The organism is Phyllobacterium pellucidum (assembly GCF_013327855.1).
GTDB lineage: Bacteria > Pseudomonadota > Alphaproteobacteria > Rhizobiales > Rhizobiaceae > Phyllobacterium > Phyllobacterium pellucidum.
The window spans coordinates 145,288-161,773 of the sequence record NZ_JABUMX010000003.1; the positions used below are offsets into that span (position 1 = coordinate 145,288).

Below are 16,486 nucleotides of genomic sequence, written 5' to 3' on the forward strand. Positions count from 1 at the left end.
GCTTCATTCGTCTTCCTGGAAGAGGTTGATCTGTTGCTGCGTAACTTCTGCCGGCGCATTGAGCCCGAGATGTTTCCAGGCATTGGCGGTCAATACGCGGCCGCGCGGCGTGCGCTGTATAAAGCCCTGCTGGATCAGGTAAGGCTCGATAATATCCTCGATCGCGTCGCGCGGTTCGGAAAGCCCGGCGGCGATCGTTTCGATTCCGACCGGCCCACCGCCGAAATTATGTGCAATCATAGATAAATAGCGCCTGTCGAGCTGATCGAGACCGAGAGAATCCACCTCGAGCCTCAGCAGCGCCGAGTCGGCCGTTTCGCGATCGATCCGGTCCTTGCCATCGACAATGGCGAAATCGCGCACGCGCCGCAACAGGCGGCCGGCAATACGCGGGGTGCCTCGTGCACGGCGTGCGACTTCGAGCGCACCGTCATCGGTCATGCCAATGCCCATGATCCGGGCCCCGCGCCGCACGATATGTTCGAGCTCCTCGACCGTGTAGAAGTTCAATCGGATGGGAATGCCGAAACGGTCGCGCAACGGCGTGGTCAACAGGCCTAGCCGGGTCGTTGCAGCCACAAGGGTGAACTTGGCAAGATCGATCTTGACGGAACGGGCTGCCGGTCCCTCGCCGATGATCAGGTCGAGCTGATAGTCTTCCATGGCCGGATAGAGAATTTCCTCGACCGCCGGGTTGAGCCGATGGATTTCGTCGATGAACAGGACGTCATTTTCTTCGAGATTGGTGAGCAGCGCGGCAAGATCCCCAGCCTTGGCGATGACCGGGCCGGAAGTCGAGCGAAAGTTGACGCCGAGTTCCTTCGCCATGATCTGCGCCAGCGTGGTCTTGCCAAGGCCCGGCGGCCCGACGAAGAGCACATGATCCAGCGCCTCGCCCCGCGATTTCGCCGCCTCGATGAAAACCTTGAGATTGGCGCGCGCCGCAGCCTGCCCGACGAAATCGGCAAGGGTCTGCGGTCGCAGCGAGGTATCAAGGTCCTCGCCGCGCTTGTCGGGTGAAATCAGACGGCCAGCATCGCTCATGCGCCTGTCCTCGCATAACCCGCTTCGTCAGACAATGGCATTAGCGCGACAGCTCCTTGAGGCCGAGCCGTATGAGCTTGGTCGAATCGGCGCCCTCTCCCGCCTCCTTCATCGCCGCCGCCACCGCATTGGCGGCCTGGTCGCGCGAATAGCCGAGATTGGTGAGGGCCGAAACCGCATCGGCGACCGGGCGGGGCGCGACGCCCTCGCCGATCTCCTGCTTGAGGCCGATCGTGCCGCTGGCCTCGCCGGCAAAGGCCGGGGCCTTGTTCTTGAGTTCGGTGACAATGCGCTCGGCTACACGCTTGCCGACGCCCGGCGCCCGGCTGACCATGGCAATGTCGCGCAGGGCGATCGCGTTGGCGAGGTCAGACGGCGTCAACACGCCAAGTACGCTGAGCGCCACCTTGGCGCCAATGCCCTGCACACTCTGGAGCAGGCGAAACCATTCCTGTTCGAGCGGCGAGGTGAAGCCGAACAGCCTGATCATGTCTTCGCGGACATAGGTTTCAATGAAGAGCGTTACCGCCTCGCCAACTCCGGGAAGATTCGAAAGCGTCCGCGCCGAGCAGTAAGCCACGTAGCCCACCCCATGCACATCGATGATCACATGATCTTCGCCAATTTCGTCTACCGTACCCTTGAGCTTGCCGATCATCCGAGCGCCGCCAGTTTCTGTTCGATGGCTATGCGCCCGATCGCGCTTTGCCGGTGATGTGCGTGGCAGATGGCGACAGCGAGCGCGTCGGCAGCATCGTCCGTATCGAACGTCGCCTTCGGCATCAAAACCTTTACCATCATGTGAATTTGCTGTTTTTCGCCGTGACCGACGCCGATTACCGCCTTCTTGACGGCGTTCGGCGCATATTCGGCGACCTGCAAACCGGCGAGTGCCGGCACCAGCAGCGCAATGCCCCGCGCTTGCCCAAGCTTCAGGGTCGCCGTCGCATCCTTGTTGACGAATGTGTGCTCGACAGCCGATTCGTGCGGCACCATCTGGTGAATGACCGCCGCAAGACCATCGTGCAACTGGCACAGGCGCGAGGCAAGATCGAGCTTTGCATCGGAAAGGATCGTGCCGGAAGCGACGAAGCGCAGGGAATTGCCCAGCGTTTCGATCATGCCCCAACCGGTTCGCCTGAGACCGGGATCAATACCGATGATTCGAATCGCTTCCTTCATGTCGGGAACCTTACCTTTCTGCCGGGCATGTTGACAGTAGAAAGGTGAACAAAAGCGAAACGAAACCGTTTATGATTGCCGAAAGCGAACGCTCAACGATTGCCGAAGGCGGTGGCAAGCAGCGTGATCTGATCCGAGACCGGATTAGTCGAGAAAAGCGGGCGCTCCTCGACGTTCTCATTGTAGATCTCGTCATCCATCTGCCGGACGCGTGCCTGCAGCCGGAGCGAGCGATGCACAATGTCGCAATAGGAAAGCGGGATTTCATCCCAGCCCGCGACGCTTTCGGGGGCCGAATCGGTATCAAGGCGCACCTTGGCCTTCTCCGAGAGCACCTGGTCGGGCGTCATCTCGCCGCTGCGCGAAGCGCGCTGCAGGAGGAGCCAGGAAGCGACCTGCATCAGCCGCGTCGTCAGCCGCATCGATTCCGCGGCATAGAGCGTGGCGGCGACACGGGTGAGCCTGCGGGCAGCGGCGCGCCCTTCCCCATCGAGATAGGAAGCGGCTTCTTCCACAAGACTCATGCCTTCATCATAGAGATGATTGAAGCTTTCCGACCGAACCATGCGCTCCGCAAGTCGTATCGTGTTGTCCACGTGGAATTCCTGTTCAGCCATCATATGCCCTGTTACCAATGCGCTGCCGCGAACCGAATCTTGCCAAAGCCGTGCACCCTTACTGAAACAGCAAGCGATACACCACAACGGTCGGCGGACAGTATTCCCCAGCAACCTGCCTGCATACTCACATCAGCGCAAGTTTATCCTTAATAAAGGGTTAACGGCAGGGCCGGTCGGAAGATATGAACATAAAAAAAGAGCCGCGAAACATGGCGGCTCTCAGGAGTCTAACAGGGAGGCGTCAAACAAAGTGGCCAAACCACTTGGTAAGAATCCAGAAAACTGGATGTTCAATTTATAGATTGTAATGCTTAATGATTCCTTAACGCCAACAATAAAGTTGGGCGGAATGCTCCATCCATGCGGTGCGTTCATGGCTTGCCGTGGTGAATCGGCGCCTCAAGACAACGGCGGCGAGGGTGTTGTACCTGGATGACGGTAGCAGAACGTCCGCCACGCCCATCGTTGATCGCTCGGCACCTCTGTCACCGACAGGGCTTCAGTTTGAAGTTAGCCCACTCCACCGCATCCTCGTTCTCTTGTTCCGAGGATTCTTCCTAAAGCGCCCTTGCCCGCTTGCGCAGCTCGAACTTCTGGATCTTGCCCGTCGAGGTCTTCGGAATCGGCTCGAACAGCACATTACGCGGGCATTTGAACTTGGCCAGCAACGTGCGGCAATGGGCGATGATCTCAGCCTCGCTCGCCGCATGGCCGGGCTTCAGTTCGACAAAGGCGAGCGGGGTTTCGCCCCATTTATCGTCAGGCCGTGCGACCACCGCGCAGGCGCCGACGGCCGGGAACTTGTAGAGTGCGTCCTCGACTTCGATCGAGGAAATATTCTCGCCGCCTGAAATAATGATGTCCTTGGAGCGATCCTTCAGCTGGATATAGCCGTCCGCATGCATCACGCCGAGATCGCCGGAATGGAACCAGCCGCCCGCGAAAGCCTGGTCGCTTGCCGCCCGGTTCTTTAGATAGCCCTTCATGACGATGTTGCCGCGGAACATGACCTCGCCGATGGTCTCGCCGTCAGCCGGCACCGGCTGCAGCGTTTCCGGATCGAGCACCGCCAAATCTTCCAGCGCCGCGTAGCGGACGCCCTGCCGCGCCTTCTTGGCGGTACGCAGAGAAACATCGAGCGCATCCCACTCGTCCTGCCACTCATTGACAACGGCCGGACCATAAGTCTCGGTCAGCCCATAGAGATGGGTGACGGCAAAGCCGGCTTCCGCCATGCCCGCCAGGATCGACTCTGGCGGCGGCGCAGCCGCAGTATTGAAGGTGACCGTTTGTGGGAATGACCGCTTGTCCGTTTCCTTCGCGTTGATCAGCGTCGACATGACGATGGGCGCCCCGCAAAGATGAGTCACGCCGTAGTCTGCGATGGCATCATAGATCTGCCTGGCGCGCACCCAGCGCAGACAGATATGCGTGCCGAACTGCAGCGCCAGCGTCCAAGGGAAGCACCAGCCGTTGCAATGGAACATAGGCAAGGTCCACAGATAGACCGGATAACGTCCCATTCCCGAAGCGATGATATTGCCATAGCCCATCAGCGCCGCACCACGATGGTGATAAACCACGCCTTTCGGATTTCCCGTCGTGCCGGACGTGTAGTTGAGCGTGATGGCATCCCACTCGTCATCGGCCTTCGACCATGCGAATTCAGGATCGCCGGAATCGACAAAGGCACCGTAGTCCATCCCGCCCAATGGTTCGCCTTGGGGATAGGGCGCATCGGCCGGGTACTCGGCATCGACGAAGTCGATCACGATCGGCTTGACCGCGGCAAGCTTGAGCGCCTCGCGAAAGACATCGGCAAATTCGCTATCGACGATGGCAACCCTGGTTTCCGCATGATCGAGCTGGAACGCGATCACCGCTGCATCGAGCCGCGTGTTGAGCGAGTGCAGCACGGCCTGCGTCATCGGAACGCCGAAATGGGCTTCAAGCATCGGGGGCGTATTGGAAAGCATGACGCTCACGGTGTCGCCTTTGCCAATGCCAAGCCGCGACAGTGCCGATGCGAGCTGGCGCGTGCGCCGATAGAACGTGCCGTAATCGATGCGCTGGGCCCCGTGAATGATTGCCGGTCGGTCGGGATAGACGCACGCCGCCCTTTCGAGAAAGGAAAGCGGCGTCAGCGGCTGATGGTTGGCCGCGTTGCGCTCAAGATCACGATCGAAGATTCCGCCCATACACGCCTCCCAACGCGATAGCTCCCAAACTCAAGCTACAGCGATTTGATTGGCGGAGAAAGGACCGATGGCCTTCGGCTCAAGTCCGGTCTTCGGGCCTGGCCCAAAGACCCATTTCTCATACTCAGGCAGAACGCGCCGTTGCCGGCTTCATGGCCCCGGCCGGCATGGACTTGCCGGCTACGACGGGCTTGGTCTTCTCCGCCTTCTGGACGGGACGCCCACCCCAGCCGAGCCGTGGCAGCCACTCGAGATAATAGGCAAGCGCGAACTGAGCCATGATGCCGCTGGCGATCAGCAGCGTATCGTCGAGAAGCCCGCCAGGATTCATGACCTTTACGACCTGAGCCACCATCGCAAGGATTGTGCCCGCTACGAAGACCGGCAGCGAATGCTTCCCGAGAATGGCGAGCGGGTGATCGGCGGATGTGCGTGCGAGATTCGAGATCGCCGGTACCGAGACGATGACATAGGCTAGCGCCAGAACATGCGCGAGGCGTGTCAGCGACAGGAAGGTCTTGTCGAAACCGGTGACGACCATGGGCAGGCCCAGCGACGTGTCGATGCCCCAGAGCGGCCACCGCACCCAGAATAGCGCGACCAGAATATATGCCACTGACAGGCCGAACAGGTATTTGTTGAAGGCGATCGTGCCGCCGCGGCGAACATGCATGATGCCAGCCAACCCCACTACGAACAGGAACTGCCATGACAGAGGGTTAAGGAACCAGACGCCGTCGGTCGGATAATTGGGCGGCGCGATCTGGTAAACGCCGGACACCAGCCACAGCAAGCCGGAGGCGCCGACAAGGAGGGCAAGGCTATATTGCGCAATCACCAGGAACAGCGGCAGCATCAAAAGCAACACGCCATACATGGATAGAATATTGTTGTAGCCAAGCTGATGGCCCATCGTGGCAAGCCCGATCAGCGCCTTTGCCGGCTGATCCATCAGGGGACCGATATTGATGAACGACATGAATTCCGGACGCTGCAGGTAAATGCCCGCCGCGCAGAAAATCGCGAGCGTCGCGATCGTCGTCAGAATATGGGTGCTATAAAGGGTTGCTGCCCGCCGCCACGCCTTCAGTGTCATCAGGAAACGGTTGCCGGGTTCGAACTTCGAGCCATAGGCAAGGCCGACGGCAATACCCGAGATCAGGACGAAAGCCTCGGCGGAATCGGAGAAGCCAAAGTTCTTGTGCGTGAGATTTTCATAGACCGTGCCTGGCACGTGATTGATGAAAATCGTCAACAGGGCAAGCGCTCTGAAAACATCGATACGGGTATCCCGCTGTTTCAGCTGAATCTGTGTCATGGCCTTCCCGTATTCCGATATGCAAGGTTGAATTTTACACGCCGCCGATCGGCGCGAGTGAGGCGTATGAATGTGGTGATTAATGTTGACATAGGACAAAAGTTGCGTTTCGGCTGATCAACTTTCGTTGAAAATTATAACAAACTGACCACGCCGTCATAGGTCAGCTTCAGTCCCATCAGCAAAATCATGATGTACATGAAGGGGTAGAAAATCTCCGGCCGCATGCGCTTGACGATCCAGGCGCCAGCGAAGGTTGCAAGCGGCGCCAGCGGCAAAAGCACTGCCGAAGCCCTGAGATTTGCGGTGTCGAACTGCCCAAGCGCGAAATAGGGAATGACCTTCACGGCGTTGACGATCGCAAAGAAAATTACGCTCGTTCCATTATAAACTTTGGGATCCTGGCGCAGCGGCAGGGCATAGACCTGATAGGGCGGACCGCCCGCATGAGCGACGAAACTTGTGAAGCCGGCGAGCGTCGACCACAGCGTCGCACTCGCCGCATTGTGGGGCTGTGCCGTCGCTCGCTTTGCCGCACTCGTAAGCATGTAGCGGGCGAAAAAGATGATCGCGATGGCCCCGACAATGAGCTTGACCATGTCGTCCGTGACGATGGACGCGGTGAGCCAACCGATGCCAATGCCGAGAAATGCGCCCGGCAGCATGAGCTTCAGCGTCTGGTTGTCACGGTAGCCGCGCCATGACCAGAGGCTTGCGACATCCATGACGATGAGGATCGGCAACATGATCGCTGCCGCCTGCACCGGCGGCATCACCAGAGCCATCAGCGGCACGCCGACCTGCCCCATCGCCCCGCCAAGGCCGCCCTTCGACAAGCCGATCAGGATCGTTGCCGGAACGGCGGCAGCATAGAACCATGGGTTCATCAAGAGGTCGGGCATGTCAGGAAATCCGGCGGATGGGCGTAAATCTGTGTAACCCCGCACGTCGCGGTTGAGAAACGATTTTTGGAATTGTGCCCCGATTTCGATACACCGGCGCTTAACCCGCCTATGGCAACATGCCCATGAAGGCCGGGAGGACTGTTCAAACCGACTGCCTTCCTTTATGCCCCAATTTGATCACGAGCACTCGCTTTATGGGTGCGCCCAATGCATTCGAGAACGAAACAGGTTGCAGCCATGAACACCAAAACAACGCCCGAACGCTGCCGAATCGTTCTGATCGCTCCGCCAGCGGCCAGCGCCGAAGAACTTGTGAGGATTCTCGCATCAGCTTTATCGGGCGGCGATGTGGCCTCGGTCCTTCTTCCGCCCTATGATGTCGACGAAGCCCAATTCCAGATGCTTGCCGAAGCCGCGGTGCCGGTGATCCAGAACGCGGGCGCCGCCGCCATCATCGTCGGGAACACGCAGGTTGCGGGACGCGTGAAGGCTGACGGCCTGCATATCGAAGGCCCAGCCACCGCCATTGCCGATGCCGTGTCGCGCTTCTCTCCAAAGCTCATCGTCGGCACCGGCAACGTCAAGAACCGCCACACGGCGCTTGAGATGGGCGAGGCCCAGCCGGATTATGTACTCTTCGGCAAGATCGGCGCGGATACCAAGCCTGATGCGCATCCGCGCAATATCGAGCTTGCCGACTGGTGGGCGGGGATGATCGAGATCCCCTGCATCATCCAGGCGGGCAACAATCTCGAAAGCATCTTCGACGCCGTTTCCACCGGCGCGGAATTCATTGCCCTTGGTGCCGCCATATTTGAAGGAAACAACCCGGAATCGGCAATCCGGGAAGCCAACAGGCTCCTCGACCAGCACGCGCCGAGATTCGAGGAATGAGATTTATGGGTGCAAGGTCGCTAAACCTTATCCGCACGGGCGCAGTGCTTGCCTTTTCAGGCATCGTTACTGGCGCCCCGGCCCAAACGGCGCAGCCCGTGCCGACTGCACCGCCCCCGGCCGAAGCGGTTAAACCTGCCCTTGAAGATCCGAAGCCAGCGCCTTTGCAACAGGAACTTGGCGCACCCGTCACATCCACCAAGCAGGACAGGCCAAAATCGGCCGGTGACAACAATTCGGCCGAGCCTATCAATCCGACCCGATTCGGTCAGGCGCCGGCCGACGACGCCTTTGGCGCCTACCAGCGCGGCCTCTACAAGACTGCCTACAACCTTGCGCTGCCCCGCGCCGAAGCCGGTGACAGCGCTGCGCAGGTGCTGCTTGCGGAAATATTGGCGCGCGGCCTTGGAACGCCGGTCAACATGGCAGAATCCGCCAAATGGTATGGCAAGGCCGCCGAGCAGGGCGTACCCGAAGCCCAATTCCGCTATGCGGCCATTCTGCTCCAGGGACGATATGCCCCGAAGGATCCGAAAAAGGCCAAGGAACTGACCAAGGCGGCGGCAGACAAGGGCAATGCCGCAGCTGAGTTCAACTACGGCCAGATCCTCATGCAGGAGCGCCCGGGCTCTGCCGGCATTGAAAATGCCTATCCCTGGTTTCTGAAAGCCGCAGACAAAGGGCTTGCCGATGGCGAATATGCGGTAAGCCAGGTGCTGGCCAATGGAACGCCGACGATTCCGCGCGACATGGCGAAGGCGCGGGAATATCTCATCAAGGCCGCGGTCAAGGGTTACGATACGGCGCAGCTCGACCTCGGTAGCTGGCTCGTCGCCGGGCTCGGTGGTCCGCACGAATACAAGGCTGGCTTCGGCTGGATGCTGCGGGCAGCAACGAGCGGCAATGTCGCCGCCCAGGCGCGGCTTGCAAAGCTCTACCGCGACGGCATCGGCGTCGAGGGCGATTTTATCAAAGCTGCTGCGTGGTACATCGCCGCCAAGCGTGCTGGCCTCAACGATCCCGATCTTGAATCCTTCATGGACGGTCTCGACGACGATCAGAAAAGCCAGGCCATCGCGGAAGCCAACAAGCTCCAATTCCGCTAGAACCTTTCCTGTTCACATGGAACTGTTCGAATTCATTGCGTTGACGGATCGTGCATCCCGGTCGTAGCTTCGCTCCATCCGCATAACCAAGCGATGGGAATTCGAAATGCCACTGATTAACCGTGCTCATGAAATGCAACAACACGTCGCCGAGTGGCGCCGTCATCTGCATGAAAACCCGGAAATCCTCTACGACGTGCATGAGACGTCGAGATTTGTCGCCGAGAAGTTGCGAGCGTTCGGCTGTGATACGGTTGAGACCGGGATAGGCCAGACGGGGGTTGTCGGCATCATCCGCGGACGCCACGGCGATGGTCCGGTGCTCGGGTTCCGCGCCGACATGGATGCCCTGCCGATTGCTGAGGAGAGCGGCAAACCATGGGCATCAAAAACACCCGGAAAGATGCATGCCTGCGGTCATGACGGCCACACTGCAATGTTGCTCGGGGCAGCGCAGCACCTTGCCGATACACGCAATTTCAAGGGTTCGATCGCCGTCATCTTCCAACCGGCCGAAGAGGGTGGCGCCGGTGCCCGCGCAATGATCGACGACGGCATGATGGATCGCTTCGCCATTCGCGAGGTCTACGGCATGCACAACGCCCCCGGGCTGCCCCTTGGTGAATTTGCCACCCGAAAGGGCTCGATCATGGCCGCGACGAACGAATTCGAGATCACGGTAACGGGGCGTAGCGGCCATGCTGCCAAACCGCACTCGGCGATCGACCCGGTGCTGATCGCCGCCCACATCATTATTGCGCTGCAGTCCATCGTGTCACGCGAGACCGATCCATTGAAGGCGCTGGTCGTATCCGTGACGCAACTCAATGGCGGCGATGCGTCCAATGTCATCCCCGACCGCGTCAAGCTTGGCGGCACGGTGCGCACGCTCGTGCCGGAGATCAGGGAACTGGCGAAGAAGCGCGTGACGGAGATTGCAGAAGCCACCGCATCCGTGTTCGGCGGCAAGGCGGACGTCGTCTACCATGAAGGATATCCGGTCACCTACAACCATGATCGCGAGACCGACTTTGCAGTTGGCATTGCCCAGTCCATCGTCGGCGCAGCGGCCGTAAGCAGCGATATGCCGCCGGTCATGGGCGCGGAGGATTTTTCCTACATGCTGGAAAGCCGTCCGGGCGCCTTCGTCTTCATCGGCAATGGCGACACGCCTGCCCTTCACAATTCAGCCTACGATTTCAACGACGACGCGATCCCCTATGGCATCAGCTATTGGGTTTCGCTGGCCGAAACCGCGCTGGCCGCTTGAGCTGCGACCGATAAGAACAGGGCGCATCCTCAAGCAGTTTGCGCCCTCTCTCTTGCCTATTGTGTGAAATTGTGGTCTTGGAGGCGCCAATATTTGGCCTAGCCGGCGAAATCGGCGCCAAGTTCCAACAACAATCCGGATAGACAAATGAAAATCAACGGGAATGAAATCCGTCCAGGCAACGTGATCGAGCACGACGGCGGCCTTTGGGTTGCGGTCAAGACGAATGCCGTGAAGCCTGGCAAGGGCGGCGCCTACAATCAGGTCGAGCTCAAGAACCTCATTAACGGCACCAAGCTGAATGAGCGCTTCCGTGCCGCCGAGACGGTTGAGAAGGTGCGCCTTGAACAGAAGGATTTCTCGTTCCTCTACGAACAGGGCGAAGCTCTGATTTTCATGGACACCGACAGCTACGAACAGCTCGAATTGCAGAAGGACTTCGTTGGCGATCGCGCCGCATTCCTGCAGGACGGCATGATGGTTACGGTCGAACTCTATGACGAAAAGCCAATCGGTATCTCGCTCCCGGATCAGGTCACGCTGGCGATCACCGAAGCCGACCCGGTCGTGAAGGGCCAGACGGCGGCATCGTCCTACAAGCCGGCGCTACTCGAAAATGGCATTCGCGTTCTCGTTCCGCCATTTATTTCGTCGGGCGAGCGCATCGTCGTCGACACCAACGAAATCACCTATATCCGCCGCGCCGATTAAGCCGGCCCCGGGGAACCGGTTCCGCTGGCTTCCCTTATTGATCTTACGGAGACATACCCCGAATGGCGCGTTCAGCGATACTCAATGTAATGGTTCAGGCCGCCATGAAGGCGGGCCGCTCGCTGGCGCGTGATTTTGGCGAAGTGCAGAACTTGCAGGTGTCGCTCAAGGGTCCGGGCGACTATGTGAGCCAGGCCGACAAGCGCGCCGAAGAGATCGTCTACGCGGAATTGCGCCGCGCCCGCCCCGACTACAGTTTCCTGATGGAAGAATCCGGCGCGGTGGAAGGCAGCGACGGCCAGCACCGCTGGCTGGTCGATCCGCTCGACGGCACCACCAACTTCCTGCATGGCATTCCAATTTTTGGCGTATCCATCGCCCTCGAACGCCAGGGACAGATCGTTGCCGGCGTGATTTTCAACCCGGCCATGGACGAGCTCTATACTGCCGAGCGTGGTGGCGGGGCATTCCTCAATGATCGCCGTCTGCGCGTTGCCGGCCGTAACAAACTGGTCGATTCCGTCATCGGCACAGGCGTTCCGCACCTCGGCCGCGGCCACCATGGCAATTACCTTGTCGAACTGCGCAATATCATGGGCGAGGTTTCCGGCGTGCGCCGCATGGGCGCTGCTGCCCTCGATCTCGCCTATGTGGCCGCCGGCCGCCTTGACGGTTTCTGGGAAAGCGGCCTTTCCCCGTGGGACATCGGCGCCGGCATCATTCTCGTTCGCGAGGCTGGCGGTTTCGTCACCGACTTTGAGGGCGGACAGGATGTGGTGGAGAGCAGTTCGATCGTCGCCGGCAACGAAGCCATCCAGAAGGCGCTCGTCAAGGCGCTGAAAAAGCCGATCTGAGTCCGTCAGTTTAAGAAGCGCCCCAGAGGCTGGAGTAGGTGCGTTGTGGCGTGAGGTGGCTACCGTCCGGTAGTCGAGCCTTTTTTCCGTGCCGGATGTCGTAACCCCATCGAACAGTGAAAAAGCCTTGCTTTGCTTAGGCCATGCCTGTTGCGTGCTCAGGATTAGGGTCGGACCTGTTTAATTTGCCGGGCGTATGAAACGCGGAACCTCTTCAATCTCCGGTACATTTTGTGGAAATACTCTGTTTCCACTATCTCCTCCACCAACCTTGAATTGATGCAGCAATAACAAATTCAAGCGTTACCTCATTGCACCTTCCATTTTCACCTCGATTTCGGTTAGGGTCGCGGCAAATTCGGTTTATGCGACGCGGAGACGATGCGATGGCAGATTTCAGTTCGACCCGCCAGGGTCGGGATGGCGAAGAATACGATCCCTACCGGCTTTCAAGCCCGCGGTTCGTCCTCTTGTCCATGGCAATATTTCTGGCGATCGTAGCATTTCTTGCCGCTATCCTGTTTCGGCAGATCTCGGTGTTCTACGTCACGAACCCGGGCCTCAACAGCCTGATCATCGGCGTGCTTGCCATCGGCATCCTTCTTGCCTTCGGCCAGGTCATCCGGCTCTTCCCGGAAGTGCGTTGGGTAAACTCCTTCCGCCGCGGCAACAGCGATCCAAATGCGCATCCCGTCATGCTCGCACCGATGCGCGCCCTCATCGGCCGGCGCCAGTCCATGGCTCTGTCGACCAGCGCCATGCGGTCGATGCTGGATTCCATCGCGGCGCGCCTCGATGAAACCCGCGACATTTCCCGCTATCTGATCGGCCTGCTCGTCTTCCTCGGCCTGCTTGGCACGTTCTGGGGCCTGCTCGAAACGATTGGCTCCATCGGCCAGACCATTCAGTCGCTGGATCCGCGCGCTGGCGACGCGAACAGCGTTCTCGACTCGCTGAAGGCCGGCCTGCAATCCCCGTTGCGCGGCATGGGCACGGCTTTTTCGTCCTCTCTCTTCGGTCTATCCGGATCGTTGATCCTCGGCTTTCTCGACCTGCAGGCCGGCCGGGCGCAGAACCGTTTCTACACAGAGCTTGAAAACTGGCTTTCCAGCGTCACCGACCTCGGCTCGGATCTGCATGCGCTCGATGCGGCCAGTACCGGTACGAGCGACGAACTGCGCGCGCTGGCTGAGCGCCTGCAGAACATCCAGGAGAGCGGCGGATCGAGCCAGCGCACCACGGCGGCGCTGGCGAGCCTTGCCGAAGGAATTCAGGGGCTCGTCAAAAACATGCGCTCCGAACAGCAGATGATGCGCGACTGGGTGGAGAAGCAGGCTGACGAGCAAAAATCCATCCGCCAGACGCTGGCGAAACTTGGCGATGCCATTGCCCGCGACAAGGCCAACTGAGCATGGGACTCGGTCGCAATCGCAAGGCCATCCGCCACATCGACTACTGGCCGGGCTTCGTTGATGCCCTGTCGACGCTGCTCCTGTCGATCATGTTCCTCCTGTCGGTGTTCGTCCTGGCGCAATTTCTGCTCAGCCAGGAAATCACCGGCAAGGATGCTGTTCTCAATCGCCTCAACGCGCAGATCAATGAGTTGACGCAGCTTCTTTCGCTGGAACAGGGCAACAAACAGGACCTTGAAGATACGATCGCAAACCTGCAGGCGTCCCTCACCAATGCCCAGAGCGAGCAGTCGCGCCTGCAGGCGCTGCTGTCGCAGGGCGCCGGCGCCGGCGCTGCCGCCGAAGGCAAGATCAACGAGCTTTCCACGGGGCTTGAAAACGAAAAGCAGATCAGCGCGCGTGCGCTCTCGCAGGTGGAGATTCTCAATCAGCAGATATCCGCCCTGCGCAAGCAGATCGCTGCGCTCGAAGACGCCCTCAATGCGTCGGAGTCCCGCGACAGGGAATCGAATGCCAAGATTGCCGATCTCGGCAAGCGCCTCAACGTCGCCCTCGCCCAGCGTGTCCAGGAGCTCAATCGCTATCGCTCGGATTTCTTTGGCCGGCTGCGGGAGATCCTTTCCGACCGCGAAAACATCCGCATCGTCGGCGACCGCTTTGTCTTCCAGTCGGAAGTCCTGTTTCCGCTCGGGTCGGCCGTCCTCAATCCTGCCGGATCGGAAGAGATGAAGAAGCTTGCCGTCGCCTTGATCGAGCTTCAGAAGGAAATTCCCGACGATATCAACTGGGTTCTGCGCGTCGATGGCCATACCGACAACATTGCGCTGTCGGGCAGCGGCCAGTTCAAGGACAATTGGGAGCTTTCCTCCGCTCGCGCCATTTCGGTCGTCAAGTACTTGATCGCCAACGGCGTCCCGGCAAACCGGCTCGTCGCGGCGGGCTTTGGCGAATTCCAGCCGCTTGAACCCGGCGATTCCACGGAAGTCCGTGCACGCAACCGGCGCATCGAACTGAAGCTCACCGAGCGTTAAGCCAGCTGGAGCACGTCCTGCCATTTAAGCAGGGCATGCTCTAAAGCTATTCGGCAGCGCCCTTGAAGGCGTCGGACCCGGCCTCGAACTGCAACTTGGCGAGGCCGGCATAGAGGCCGTTCTGCTTGACCAGCGTCTGGTGCGTTCCTTCCTCGACGATCCTGCCGTTCTCCATGACGAGAATCCGGTCAGCCTTGAGGACCGTCGCCAGACGGTGCGCGATGACCAGCGTCGTGCGCCCTTCCATCAAATGGTCGAGCGCCTTCTGCACCAGCATTTCGCTTTCGGCATCAAGCGCCGAGGTCGCTTCGTCAAGCAACAGGATCGGCGCATCGCGCAGGATGGCGCGGGCGATGGCGATACGCTGACGCTGGCCGCCCGAAAGCGTCACGCCGCGTTCGCCGACTTGCGTGTCGTAACCATGATCGAGCGCTAGGATGAAGTCATGGGCGAGCGCCGATCTCGCGGCGTTCTCGATCTCCGCGGCACTGGCGCCTGGCCGGCCAAAGCCGATATTCTCGCGCACGGTCGTGGCGAAAATTGTCGTGTCCTGCGGCACGATGGCAATGTGCGAACGCAGATCGAGCGGATCGGCCTGACGCAGATCGACGCCGTCGATGGTGATGTTCCCGGAGACCGGATCGTAGTAGCGGAGCAGCAGTGAAAACACCGTGCTCTTGCCCGCGCCTGAAGGGCCGACGATGGCGACGGTTTCCCCGGGCGTGATGGCGAAGCTGAGACCCTTCAATGCGGGCGCCGCCGGGCGGCTTGGATAGTTGAAATGGACCTTGTCGAAGACGACGCTGCCAACGGGCGGCTGCGGCAAAGGCATGGGATTCTTCGGAGCCGCAATTGCCGGCTCTTCGGCCAGGATCTCCATCAGCCGCTCCGCCGCTCCCGACGCCTGCGACAATTCCCCCCACACTTCCGATAGAGCACCGAGTGCGCCCGCCGCAAACACCGCATAGAGCAGGAATTGGCCGAGCGTGCCCGGTGTCATCGCGCCGGAAAGAACGTCGCGCGACCCGAACCAGAGGACTGCGACCACGCTCGAAAAGATCATGAATATTGCAAAGGCTGTAAGTATCGCCCGTGCCATGACCGAGGCGCGGGCAGCATCGAAGGCATCTTCCACCGATTTCGCAAACCGGCGCGTCGCTAGCTTTTCATTGGTGAAGGCCTGCAGCGTGCGCACGGAAATAATCGATTCACTTGCATAGGCCGTGGCATTCGCCAGCCGGTCCTGCGCGGCCCGCGATCGCCGGCGTACCGAGCGACCAAAGGCAACGAGCGGGATGATGATCAGGGGAATTGCCGCAATCACGAGGCCCGAAAGCTTCGGGCTGGTAATGACCATCATTACGATGGCGCCGAAGGCAAGGATCACGTTGCGCAAGGCAACGGAAGCCGTCGCACCCACGGCAGACTTGATCATCGTCGTATCCGCGGTCAGGCGCGAGACGATCTCGCCCGATTGCGTGCTGTCGAAAAACGCGGGCGAAAGGCGGGTCAGATGCGCGAAGACGTCATGGCGAAGGTCGGAAACGATGCGCTCGCCGAGGGTGATGACGAAGTAGTAGCGTCCGGCCGAGGCAATGGCGAGCAGCGCGGCGAGCACGACCAGCATGCTGAAATACGTATTGATGAAGGCGCCATTCACGTCGGAAAATCCGTGGTCGATCATGCGGCGTACGGCGAGCGGCAGCGTCAGCGTCGTTACGGCAGCGATGACAAGCGAGACCAGCGCACCGGCAATCATGCCCTTGTAGCGGGCCATATATGGGAAGACCCGGCGCAGCGGCTTCAACGAGCGCCGCTTTCTTTCCGCTTCTTCGAGAGCCCGATCGGCCATACTTGCTTATTCCTCCTATCGGCTATGCGACTTTGCCGCCAGACGGCCTTGTTATTGCTTAAAGGCTGATGTATAGGCTCGCCAACAGT

15 protein-coding genes are annotated in these 16,486 nt (G+C 59.9%); 7 read left to right on the forward strand and 8 right to left on the reverse strand.

Translation table 11 applies throughout. The annotated features are described in order from the left end of the window. Positions 1-3 precede the first annotated feature (3 nt). The 7 genes from ruvB to HQ945_RS14005 all read right to left on the reverse strand — a co-directional run bounded on the left by ruvB (position 4) and on the right by HQ945_RS14005 (position 7,264). The gene (gene ruvB / locus HQ945_RS13975) at positions 4-1,044 is read right to left on the reverse strand and encodes a Holliday junction branch migration DNA helicase RuvB (RefSeq protein WP_091948117.1); all 1,041 of its coding nucleotides are present in this window, start codon (positions 1,042-1,044) and stop codon (positions 4-6) included. Between the two features lie 40 nt (positions 1,045-1,084). Beyond that, positions 1,085-1,702 carry a Holliday junction branch migration protein RuvA gene (gene ruvA / locus HQ945_RS13980; protein WP_113281537.1) on the reverse strand — a complete coding sequence of 206 codons (618 nt, stop codon included), beginning with the start codon at positions 1,700-1,702 and terminating at the stop codon, positions 1,085-1,087. Beyond that, positions 1,699-2,226 (reverse strand): crossover junction endodeoxyribonuclease RuvC, encoded by a 528-nt coding sequence (gene ruvC, locus HQ945_RS13985; RefSeq protein WP_027231258.1) that lies wholly within the window; start codon positions 2,224-2,226, stop codon positions 1,699-1,701. The genes ruvA and ruvC overlap by 4 nt, the downstream gene beginning before the upstream one ends. 92 nt (positions 2,227-2,318) lie before the next feature. Next, the gene (rcdA, locus tag HQ945_RS13990; protein WP_091921142.1) at positions 2,319-2,846 is read right to left on the reverse strand and encodes a protease adaptor protein RcdA; all 528 of its coding nucleotides are present in this window, start codon (positions 2,844-2,846) and stop codon (positions 2,319-2,321) included. 557 nt (positions 2,847-3,403) lie between these two features. Beyond that, positions 3,404-5,044 carry an acyl-CoA synthetase gene (locus HQ945_RS13995; protein ID WP_113281536.1) on the reverse strand — a complete coding sequence of 547 codons (1,641 nt, stop codon included), beginning with the start codon at positions 5,042-5,044 and terminating at the stop codon, positions 3,404-3,406. Between the two features lie 124 nt (positions 5,045-5,168). Further along, positions 5,169-6,362, reverse strand: coding sequence for an OpgC domain-containing protein (locus HQ945_RS14000; RefSeq protein ID WP_174208203.1), 1,194 nt, complete (start codon positions 6,360-6,362; stop codon positions 5,169-5,171). 134 nt (positions 6,363-6,496) lie between these two features. Then, a complete protein-coding gene (locus HQ945_RS14005; protein ID WP_113281534.1) occupies positions 6,497-7,264 on the reverse strand; it encodes a sulfite exporter TauE/SafE family protein in 768 nt (255 codons plus the stop codon). Positions 7,265-7,504: 240 nt separating this feature from the next. Between HQ945_RS14005 and HQ945_RS14010 the strand changes: the two genes are divergently transcribed. From HQ945_RS14010 to HQ945_RS14040, 7 genes are all read left to right on the forward strand, one after another. Then, positions 7,505-8,161, forward strand: a complete 657-nt coding sequence (locus tag HQ945_RS14010; protein ID WP_113281533.1) for a thiamine phosphate synthase — start codon at positions 7,505-7,507, stop codon at positions 8,159-8,161. A 5-nt stretch (positions 8,162-8,166) separates the two neighbouring features. Continuing rightward, positions 8,167-9,267 carry a tetratricopeptide repeat protein gene (locus HQ945_RS14015; RefSeq protein WP_081815815.1) on the forward strand — a complete coding sequence of 367 codons (1,101 nt, stop codon included), beginning with the start codon at positions 8,167-8,169 and terminating at the stop codon, positions 9,265-9,267. A 106-nt stretch (positions 9,268-9,373) separates the two neighbouring features. Then, a complete protein-coding gene (locus HQ945_RS14020) occupies positions 9,374-10,537 on the forward strand; it encodes a M20 aminoacylase family protein (RefSeq protein ID WP_113281532.1) in 1,164 nt (387 codons plus the stop codon). Between the two features lie 147 nt (positions 10,538-10,684). Beyond that, a complete protein-coding gene (gene efp / locus HQ945_RS14025) occupies positions 10,685-11,248 on the forward strand; it encodes an elongation factor P (protein ID WP_027231251.1) in 564 nt (187 codons plus the stop codon). Positions 11,249-11,310: 62 nt separating this feature from the next. Continuing rightward, positions 11,311-12,102, forward strand: a complete 792-nt coding sequence (locus HQ945_RS14030) for an inositol monophosphatase family protein (protein WP_113281531.1) — start codon at positions 11,311-11,313, stop codon at positions 12,100-12,102. Positions 12,103-12,488: 386 nt separating this feature from the next. After that, entirely contained in the window at positions 12,489-13,511 is a 1,023-nt protein-coding gene (locus HQ945_RS14035) for a MotA/TolQ/ExbB proton channel family protein (RefSeq protein ID WP_027231249.1), read from the forward strand. A 2-nt stretch (positions 13,512-13,513) separates the two neighbouring features. Continuing rightward, a complete protein-coding gene (locus HQ945_RS14040) occupies positions 13,514-14,545 on the forward strand; it encodes a peptidoglycan -binding protein (RefSeq protein WP_027231248.1) in 1,032 nt (343 codons plus the stop codon). Positions 14,546-14,591: 46 nt separating this feature from the next. On the opposite strand, the gene HQ945_RS14045 is transcribed toward HQ945_RS14040, so the two are convergent. Beyond that, complete coding sequence (locus tag HQ945_RS14045) at positions 14,592-16,397, reverse strand: ABC transporter transmembrane domain-containing protein (protein ID WP_174208204.1); 1,806 nt, start codon at positions 16,395-16,397, stop codon at positions 14,592-14,594. Positions 16,398-16,486 lie beyond the last annotated feature (89 nt).

What these genes read in the sequence shown, in the direction of transcription:
- ruvB (WP_091948117.1), bottom strand. Translation starts at nt 1,044, where the DNA reads ATGAGCGATGCTGGCCGTCTGATTTCACCCGACAAGCGCGGCGAGGAC.
- ruvA (WP_113281537.1), bottom strand. Translation starts at nt 1,702, where the DNA reads ATGATCGGCAAGCTCAAGGGTACGGTAGACGAAATTGGCGAAGATCAT.
- ruvC (WP_027231258.1), bottom strand. Translation starts at nt 2,226, where the DNA reads ATGAAGGAAGCGATTCGAATCATCGGTATTGATCCCGGTCTCAGGCGA.
- rcdA (WP_091921142.1), bottom strand. Translation starts at nt 2,846, where the DNA reads ATGATGGCTGAACAGGAATTCCACGTGGACAACACGATACGACTTGCG.
- HQ945_RS13995 (WP_113281536.1), bottom strand. Translation starts at nt 5,044, where the DNA reads ATGGGCGGAATCTTCGATCGTGATCTTGAGCGCAACGCGGCCAACCAT.
- HQ945_RS14000 (WP_174208203.1), bottom strand. Translation starts at nt 6,362, where the DNA reads ATGACACAGATTCAGCTGAAACAGCGGGATACCCGTATCGATGTTTTC.
- HQ945_RS14005 (WP_113281534.1), bottom strand. Translation starts at nt 7,264, where the DNA reads ATGCCCGACCTCTTGATGAACCCATGGTTCTATGCTGCCGCCGTTCCG.
- HQ945_RS14010 (WP_113281533.1), top strand. Translation starts at nt 7,505, where the DNA reads ATGAACACCAAAACAACGCCCGAACGCTGCCGAATCGTTCTGATCGCT.
- HQ945_RS14015 (WP_081815815.1), top strand. Translation starts at nt 8,167, where the DNA reads ATGGGTGCAAGGTCGCTAAACCTTATCCGCACGGGCGCAGTGCTTGCC.
- HQ945_RS14020 (WP_113281532.1), top strand. Translation starts at nt 9,374, where the DNA reads ATGCCACTGATTAACCGTGCTCATGAAATGCAACAACACGTCGCCGAG.
- efp (WP_027231251.1), top strand. Translation starts at nt 10,685, where the DNA reads ATGAAAATCAACGGGAATGAAATCCGTCCAGGCAACGTGATCGAGCAC.
- HQ945_RS14030 (WP_113281531.1), top strand. Translation starts at nt 11,311, where the DNA reads ATGGCGCGTTCAGCGATACTCAATGTAATGGTTCAGGCCGCCATGAAG.
- HQ945_RS14035 (WP_027231249.1), top strand. Translation starts at nt 12,489, where the DNA reads ATGGCAGATTTCAGTTCGACCCGCCAGGGTCGGGATGGCGAAGAATAC.
- HQ945_RS14040 (WP_027231248.1), top strand. Translation starts at nt 13,514, where the DNA reads ATGGGACTCGGTCGCAATCGCAAGGCCATCCGCCACATCGACTACTGG.
- HQ945_RS14045 (WP_174208204.1), bottom strand. Translation starts at nt 16,397, where the DNA reads ATGGCCGATCGGGCTCTCGAAGAAGCGGAAAGAAAGCGGCGCTCGTTG.